We start from the raw sequence: 7,138 nt of genomic DNA, 5'->3' as shown, positions 1-7,138 counted from the left end.
GGTCGGTGACGGGGGCGGGGTTGCGAGTGGGCATGTGTGATCACCTTGGGTTCGTGGTGCGGCGAGTGAGGGCAGGGCCAGGAGCCCTGGGAGATGGGCGGGTCGTGACCTTCAGCGGTGGGTGCCGTGCCGTGGGCGTGAGCGGCCCACCCGTGGCCGGCGGACGTCCTCGGGGCGGACGCGGCCGGGTCCGATCAGGCCCGCCCGGTACAACCCGTACGTGATCCGTTGCCGCGCGGCCGCCTCCAGGGCGTCCCGCAGCGCGCCGTCGCGCAGCAGTGCGGCGGGACCCAGCAGGCCCTCGACGACGGCCAGCGCACCGGCGATGTCACCGTGGACCAGGCGCTCGCGCACGCCGGTGAGACAGTCCGGGTGGCGGTGGGCCTCATCGATCGCCTGGAGACACGGGAGCGGGATGCCGCCGAGCGCCACCAGCAACTCCTCCCGCCGGATCTCGTCCGGCGCGTGGTCCAGCGGGGCCAGCACCCCGTCGACCAGGCCGATACGGTGCCGGGCTCCCCGGCACTCGACGGGCCGCGGCTGTCCCGCGGCGTCAGGGAGACCGGACGGGCCGGCCGGCACATGCTCAGGCACCAGCGCCGAGGCCACCAACGGGTGCAGCCGAGCGATGTCGATCGCGCCGGCGCGGACCAGTTCCAGGTCGGGTGGCACCCAGGTCGCCGCATCGGGCAGGACGGGCAGTTCGGATGCCGTTGCGGCGGCCTTGGACAGGTGAGGTGGCGCGGACGTGGGTTCGTCGAGCTCGGGCGGGACGGGCTGTTCGGATGCCGTTGCGGCGGCCACCGACAGGCCCCGCGGCGGGGGCGCCGACCCGGGGACCTCGGCCGGGCCCGGCAGCGCGGGCGCCGTCGCTGCGGACTCGGGCACAGCCCCCCACGCGGGCCTGGCCCCTGAAGCCGCCGCATCACCACCCACGTCCAGCACCAGCCGGTGCCGCCCACCGCACCGCACCAGGACCGGTCCGTCGGGCAGTCCCTCGGCGCGGAGGAGGATCCGCGCCTCGGCCGCCCATCGGCCGACGGCACAGCTGTACCCGTCCGGGACCGCCCCCGTCGGGATGGCGGGGTGACGGTCGGCGGCCGGCCCGTCGGCCCCCGACCGCACGCGCAGTTCGCCGGCACGGCTCGCGTCCCACAGATGGCGGTGCAGGTCGAAGCGGAACCGTCGGCTGGGCCGGGGATGCGGATGGCGGCCGGCGTCGGCTCCGTGGTCCGCGCCGGAGCCGTCCCACAGGGCGAGGCTGATCCGCTGGCCGGCGTCCGCCCAGGCGGGCGGTGTCCGGGCGACGAGGTGCACCGGGCTCACGCCGTCCAGCCCGAAGGCCTCGTAGCGGGCCAGCGTGAGGGTCAGCCCCGGGCGGAGCAGTCCGTCGGGAGCGATCCTCGGCAGGTGCCAGCGCAGCAGGTCGGGCGCCAGACACCGGAGATCGGCCCGGATCCGGGCGGCGAGTTCGGGGTGATGGCTTCGCGCCACGGAACGCAGTTGGAAGTCGATGTCGAAGCCTGCGGCGGCGCACGCGCCGGCCCAGTCACCGGCGAGGCGGCGGGCGGTCGCAGTCTCGATCATGGAAGGCGGCACGGCGAACTCGCGCACGCGCAGCCAGAAGGAAAGGCGGGAATCCCCGATCGCGGGTGGGGTGAGCATCAGCGCTCACCTTGCGCGGTGGGGTCCCCCAATCTGTCAACAGAGTGAGTTGTCATCGCGGTGATCGTAGCGTTCACCCACCCGGCTGTGCCAGGTGCTTTTCGCCGGGCCCGACGGCACACCCCTGGGCGGCCCTCACCGGCACCCACCGCCGCAGGCCCGCAGCCCCTGCCATTGCGGCCCCGCACGACGGGGCCGACTGTGGAGGCACATGCCGGGTGGCGAGGAGGACGGGCGATGACGCACGGTGGTGGCGCGGCGGACGCCGAACGACGCCGGCTCGCGGAGGCCGACGACAAGGTGGCGCCCTGGCGGCGCCGGGACCCGTACCTGAGCGAGCGGTGATCGCCGGCCGGCTCACCTCCACCTTCCTGCGCGACTCCGAGGGCCACCGGCCCCTGCAGGGCGCCCAGTTCGAGTTCGCCAAGGACCCGCACCGGAAGGAGCTCCTCCTCTTCTACGAGTACTTCCACGGCGACAACGGCGCGGGGCTCGGCGCCTCCCACCAGACCGGCGGGACCGGACTCGTCGCGGCCACCGCGACCCTCGTCCACAGCCTCGGCTGCGACGACTGGAGCCGCGGCGGACGGGAGTCCCTCAAGCCGGTGCGCGAACCCGGGGAACCGCTGTCATGACGGTGATCCACGAGATCAACACCCTCGTCTGGCTGACGGAGTTGAGCGAGCGCTACGGGCGCCGCCTCACCCTGGGCGAGGTGCCCGACGAGGTCTGGGACGAGATCGCCCTGCCCGGCATCGACACCGTCTGGCTGATGGGTGTCTGGGAGCGCAGCCCGGCCGGTCTGGCGATCGCGCTGCGCGACGCCACCCTGCTCGCGTCCTTCCGCGCGGCCCTGCCCGGTCTCACCGAGGCGGACATCGCCGGATCCCCGTACTGCGTACGGAACTACGTCGTCGACGTGGCCCTCGGCGGACCGGACGGACTGGCCGCCGCCCGCGCCCGACTGGCCGCCCGCGGACTGCGGTTGATCCTCGACTTCGTGCCCAACCATGTCGCCCCCGACCACCCCTGGCTCCGCACGCACCCGTCCCGGCTGATCCAGGGCACCCCCGACGACCTGTCCCGCGCGCCGGAGGCCTACCTCGCGACCGGCGGGCGGATCTACGCCCGTGGCCGCGACCCCTACTTCCCGCCCTGGCCCGACGTCGTCCAGCTCAACGCCTTCAGCGACGACCTGCGCCGGGCGACCGTGGACACCCTGGTCTCCATCGGCGAGCAGGCGGACGGCGTGCGCTGCGACATGGCGATGCTGATGAGGAACGACATCTTCGCCAAGACCTGGGGCGAGGCCGCAGGACCGGTCCCGGCCGAGGACTTCTGGCCGTACGTCGTCCCGCGCGTGCGCGCCCGGCACCCGGACCTGCTCCTGGTCGCCGAGGTCTACTGGGGCCTCGAACACGCCCTCCAGCAGCAGGGGTTCGACCACTGCTACGACAAACAGCTGTACGACCGGCTGCTCCACGAGGACGCCGGCGCCGTCCGCGCCCATCTGCGGGCCGACCTCACCCACCAGCGCGGCCTCGTCCGCTTCCTGGAGAACCACGACGAACCCCGGGCCGCCGCCACCCTGCCGGGCGAGCGGGGACGGGCCGCGGCCGTCACCGTCGCGACCCTGCCCGGCGCGACCCTCTGGCACGAGGGTCAGTTCGAGGGCCGCCGGGTGCGCCCTCCGGTCTTCCTCTCCCGCCGGCCGACGGAACCGGCCGACGAGGCACTGCGCGACTTCCACGCCCGGCTGCTGCGGGCCGCCGCGGACGTACGCCGGGGCGAGTGGCGGCTGTCCACGCCGACGGGACGGCCGGACGACGACAGCCATCGCGCGCTGCTCAGCTGGACCTGGACCCACCCGGACGCCCGCCACCTGGTCGTCGTCAACCACTGCGACCTCCCGGCCCGCGCACGGCTGCCCCTCTCCTGGGACGACCTGCGGGGCCGCACGGTGCGCCTGACCGACCTGCTCACCTCACGGACGTACGACCGCGAGGGCGACGAACTCGCCGGCCAGGGCCTGTTCGTGGATCTCGGGCCCTGGCAGGGGCATGTGTTCCGGGTGTCCTGACGGGGAGCGGGGTCAGCCCATGGTCTTCGCGCCGTCCAGGGACTCGCGGATGATGTCGGCGTGACCCGCGTGCTGGGACGTCTCGGCGATCACGTGCAGCAGCACCCGGCGGGCCGACCACTCCTTGCCGGGCGCGAACCACGGCGCCGACGGCAGCGGGTGCGACGCGTCGAGGCCGGGCAGGGACGCGACCAGCTCGTCGGTACGGCGAGCGACCTCGGCGTAGGTCTCCAGCACCGCCGCCAGCGTCTCGCCGGGCAGCATCCGGAACTCGTCGGCTCGCCGTGCGAAGTCCTCCTGCGTCATGTTGTCGAAGTCGCCCATCGCCGACGGGCCGTCCACGATGAAGGACACCCAGGTCCGCTCGACCGAGGTGACGTGCTTGATCAGGCCGCCGATACACAGCTCGCTGGCGGTGGTCCGCAGCCCGGCCTGCTCGTCGGTCAGGCCGTTGGCGGTGAAGCGCAGGAAGCCGCGGTGCTTGGCCAGCGTCTCCAGCAGGTCGGCGCGCTCCCCGGTGAGGGCCGGGGCGAGGGTGGCGGGGCTGTTCTGGGACATGGCGGGTCTCCGTCTCCGTGGGGTGTGTTCCGCGTTCGTGGACCACCTTAGGAGGGATACAGGTCAGATCCTGACCTAAAGGAGCGAGCTGTGAGTCGCCGTCACGCCGGGATCGTGGTCACCCCCCAAGCCTGCGCGCACAGCGCCCGCTCCGCCTCGCTCATGTACAGCGCCGACGCCAGCCAAGCGCCCGCGAAACGGCCTGCGTCGGACGGCAGCAGCCGCCCGAACGCGTCACGCGCCCGGTCCGCCGCGGCGGCGTGCAGCCCGTCGAGGAGGTCCCCCGCCGTGCCGAGCCCCACCTGGCGCAGCCGGGCCCCGTCGCCCGCGGCACTGCCCGGGAAGGCCAGCACACGGCGGCCCCCCGACACGGCCTGGTGGACCCGTCGGCGCAGCAGATGCAGCGGGGCCTCGTCCACGACCGGAGCCGGGGCCGCGTCCGGGATCCTTCCCGCGGGCAGATCCGCGTGCTGGAGCCGGTCGAGACCCAAATCCACCCGGGCGGCCGGGTCGCTCGGGTGCTCGGCCGCCAGCAGCAGCGCACGGGGCAGCGGGCCCGGCGCCAGCCGGGCGACGACTCTCAGCCCCACACCCCCGGCCGCCGCCAGCAGACGCAGATTGTCGCGGTACGGCAGGGCGGGAGCGTCGTGCGCCGTGGCCAGCCGCAGCGGCACCCCGGCGCAGTCGGCCAGCAGACAGTCACCCGTCGCCTCCCGGACCGCGCCCATCAGCGTCACGTCGAGGAACAGCAGGTCATGGCCGCCACCGAGAGCCCGCGCCACCTGGTCGGCGACGGGCACATCCCACAGCCGGCCGAGCGGCTCGGCGCGCCATGCGGCGCCGGACGCGCGCACGGCCCGTACCCCCGCGCCCGCGCCGAGGCGCCCTGTGGGCGAGACGGTGGCGCCTGACACGGCAAGGCCCGCGCGCGCCAGTTCACGGTGCGTCAGGGAGGTGTCGCCGATCCGCACGGCACGGTCGGCGGCGCCGGTGGCGCGGCCGGGGCCGCCGGGCGCCACGTCGGACACCGTGTAGAGGCGGCCCTCGGCGTCGGCGGTCCAGGTGACCGCGCCCGCGTATCCGGTGGCGGTGAGCACCGGCTCGGAGAACAGGCCGTACAGCCGCAGGGAGCCGTCGGGCCGGTACGGCTGCCGTGCCGTGCCGCGCAGTTCGGCCAGGCCGGGACCCGTGGCGTGGAGGAGCCGGTGGGCCACGCCCAGGGCGCCACCGAGCGCGTCGGCGAGGTCGGCGAGACGGTACGCAGGGTCGGCGGAACGGGCCGCGCGTACCCCGGTGACCACGGAGACCGCGGATGCCGAGGCCCGGGGGAGACCTGCCAGGCGTGCGGTGTGCGCGGCGCGCAGCAGCTCCGCCTGGAGCACGGCGCCGGCCCCGTCCGTGCCTGCCTCCAGGACGGCGGCCGCGGCGGCGAACACCGCACGGGCGGCGGCGCGTTCCTCGGGCCCTGCGGTCTCGGCCTCCTTCTCCCCCTGTACTCTCTGCGCCTCCTGAGTCGGTTCTGTCGGTTCCGTCGCGTCGTCGGCCACCGGCGCGGCCGAGGCGGCGGCCGCGCGGTGCAGGCAGTCCGGCGCCAGCAGGCACCCGCAGCGGACGGCGTCCGCGCTGGTCACCGTCCCGCCGGGGGCGTGCAGTACGAGGTCGGTGTCGTCGTCGACGGCGATCCGCACGGTGTCGCCGTCGCGGACGACCGGACGAGCGGCCAGCTTGGCGACCCCCGCGTCCAGCCGCTTGCGCAGCCGGGGAGACAACGCCTCGACCAGCTCGGCGGTGACGGACGCAGCGACCGGAGGCAGCCCCGGACCGGGGCTGTCCGTGGTCAGGTGATCCGGAGTCAGGTCCGGGCTCATGTGATCTTCTCCCCTACCCAGCGGGCGAGTTCGAGCGGGCTGAGGGCGGCGACGGGCATGCCCGCGGCGACGAGCTGACCGGCGACGCCCGTGGAGTAGCGGGGCCGTCCCGTGTCGTCCAGGCTCGCGCAGCCCAGGACGTGGCAGCCCGCCCCGACGAGTGCACGGACCTCGGCGAGGAGCCCGCCGAGCGGATAGCCCTCCTCGAAGTCGCTGACGACCACGACGAGGGTGCGCGAGGGCACCGTGACCAGCTCGCGGGCGTGTCTCAGGCCCGCCGCGATGTGCGTGCCGCCGCCCACGCTGACCTCCAGCAGGAGCGACAGCGGGTCCTCGACGTGTCCGGTGAGGTCGATGACCTCGGTGGAGAAGGCCAGGAAGTGCGTGGACAGGGTCGGTACCCCGGCCAGTACCGACGCCGTGAGCGCCGCCCAGACGGTGGACGCCTCCATGGATCCCGACACGTCCGTGACCAGGATCAGCCGCCAGTCGGCGGACCGGCGCGCACGCGTGCGGAACACCGGGTGCTCGGGGATGATCTGGACCGTGCCGTCGGGGGCGCGGCGGGCGGTCGCCAGGTTGGCGCGCAGTGTGCGGGGCAGGTCGAGGCCGCCGCCCGGACGTCTGCTGGGGCGCGGCAGGGCCGTGCCGTGCAGGGCGGGCCGCAGCCGGGTGGCGAGTTCCCGGGTGAGGGCCTCGACCAGCCGCCGGACCAGCGGACGCAGGGCCGCCAGCCGGGCCTCGGGCAGGCCGCCCGCATGGCGCAGCACCGTGCGCAGGAGATCGACCGAGGGGCGTACGCTGTCCGGGTTCAACTCGGCGAGCACGTCCCTGCGGCCCGATGTGGCGGCCGCCGCCAGCACCTCCTCCCGGATGCCCGGACCGAACAGCACCGCCAGTTCCTCCGACCACTCCCGCACACCGGGATACGGCACCTCCCGGCCCCCGCCCGAGCCCGGCCCTGTCA

6 protein-coding genes are annotated in these 7,138 nt (G+C 74.8%); 2 read left to right on the top strand and 4 right to left on the bottom strand.

Annotated features, from left to right (window positions below; translation table 11 throughout):
- Nucleotides 1-111: 111 nt before the first annotated feature.
- Nucleotides 112-1,665, bottom strand: a complete 1,554-nt coding sequence (locus P1P75_RS37945; protein WP_319264004.1) for a hypothetical protein — start codon at nt 1,663-1,665, stop codon at nt 112-114.
- Nucleotides 1,666-2,006: 341 nt separating this feature from the next.
- Here P1P75_RS37945 and P1P75_RS37940 point away from each other — a divergent pair, with 341 nt between their 5' ends.
- Both P1P75_RS37940 and P1P75_RS37935 read left to right on the top strand, forming a co-directional pair.
- On the top strand, nt 2,007-2,300 hold the full coding sequence (locus tag P1P75_RS37940) for a hypothetical protein (protein WP_319264002.1): 294 nt from the start codon (nt 2,007-2,009) through the stop codon (nt 2,298-2,300).
- Entirely contained in the window at nt 2,297-3,745 is a 1,449-nt protein-coding gene (locus tag P1P75_RS37935) for an alpha-amylase family glycosyl hydrolase (protein ID WP_319264001.1), read from the top strand. The genes P1P75_RS37940 and P1P75_RS37935 overlap by 4 nt, the downstream gene beginning before the upstream one ends.
- Nucleotides 3,746-3,757: 12 nt before the next feature.
- On the opposite strand, the gene P1P75_RS37930 is transcribed toward P1P75_RS37935, so the two are convergent.
- The 3 genes from P1P75_RS37930 to P1P75_RS37920 form a co-directional block, all read right to left on the bottom strand.
- Complete coding sequence (locus tag P1P75_RS37930) at nt 3,758-4,303, bottom strand: DinB family protein (protein WP_319263999.1); 546 nt, start codon at nt 4,301-4,303, stop codon at nt 3,758-3,760.
- A 101-nt stretch (nt 4,304-4,404) separates the two neighbouring features.
- A complete protein-coding gene (locus P1P75_RS37925; protein WP_319263997.1) occupies nt 4,405-6,171 on the bottom strand; it encodes a hypothetical protein in 1,767 nt (588 codons plus the stop codon).
- Nucleotides 6,168-7,138, bottom strand: a 971-nt coding sequence (locus tag P1P75_RS37920; RefSeq protein WP_319263995.1) for a VWA domain-containing protein, incomplete at its 5' end; no start/stop codon positions are given. The genes P1P75_RS37925 and P1P75_RS37920, both read right to left, overlap by 4 nt.

The sequence above is a fragment of the Streptomyces sp. ID05-39B genome (assembly GCF_033794725.1).
GTDB classification, from domain to species: Bacteria; Actinomycetota; Actinomycetes; order Streptomycetales; family Streptomycetaceae; genus Streptomyces; species Streptomyces bobili.
Note: the sequence above shows the minus strand (reverse complement) of the source record. Positions and strands in the feature narration are given on the sequence as shown.

What these genes read in the sequence shown, in the direction of transcription:
- P1P75_RS37945 (WP_319264004.1), bottom strand. Translation starts at nt 1,665, where the DNA reads ATGCTCACCCCACCCGCGATCGGGGATTCCCGCCTTTCCTTCTGGCTG.
- P1P75_RS37935 (WP_319264001.1), top strand. Translation starts at nt 2,297, where the DNA reads ATGACGGTGATCCACGAGATCAACACCCTCGTCTGGCTGACGGAGTTG.
- P1P75_RS37930 (WP_319263999.1), bottom strand. Translation starts at nt 4,303, where the DNA reads ATGTCCCAGAACAGCCCCGCCACCCTCGCCCCGGCCCTCACCGGGGAG.
- P1P75_RS37925 (WP_319263997.1), bottom strand. Translation starts at nt 6,171, where the DNA reads ATGAGCCCGGACCTGACTCCGGATCACCTGACCACGGACAGCCCCGGT.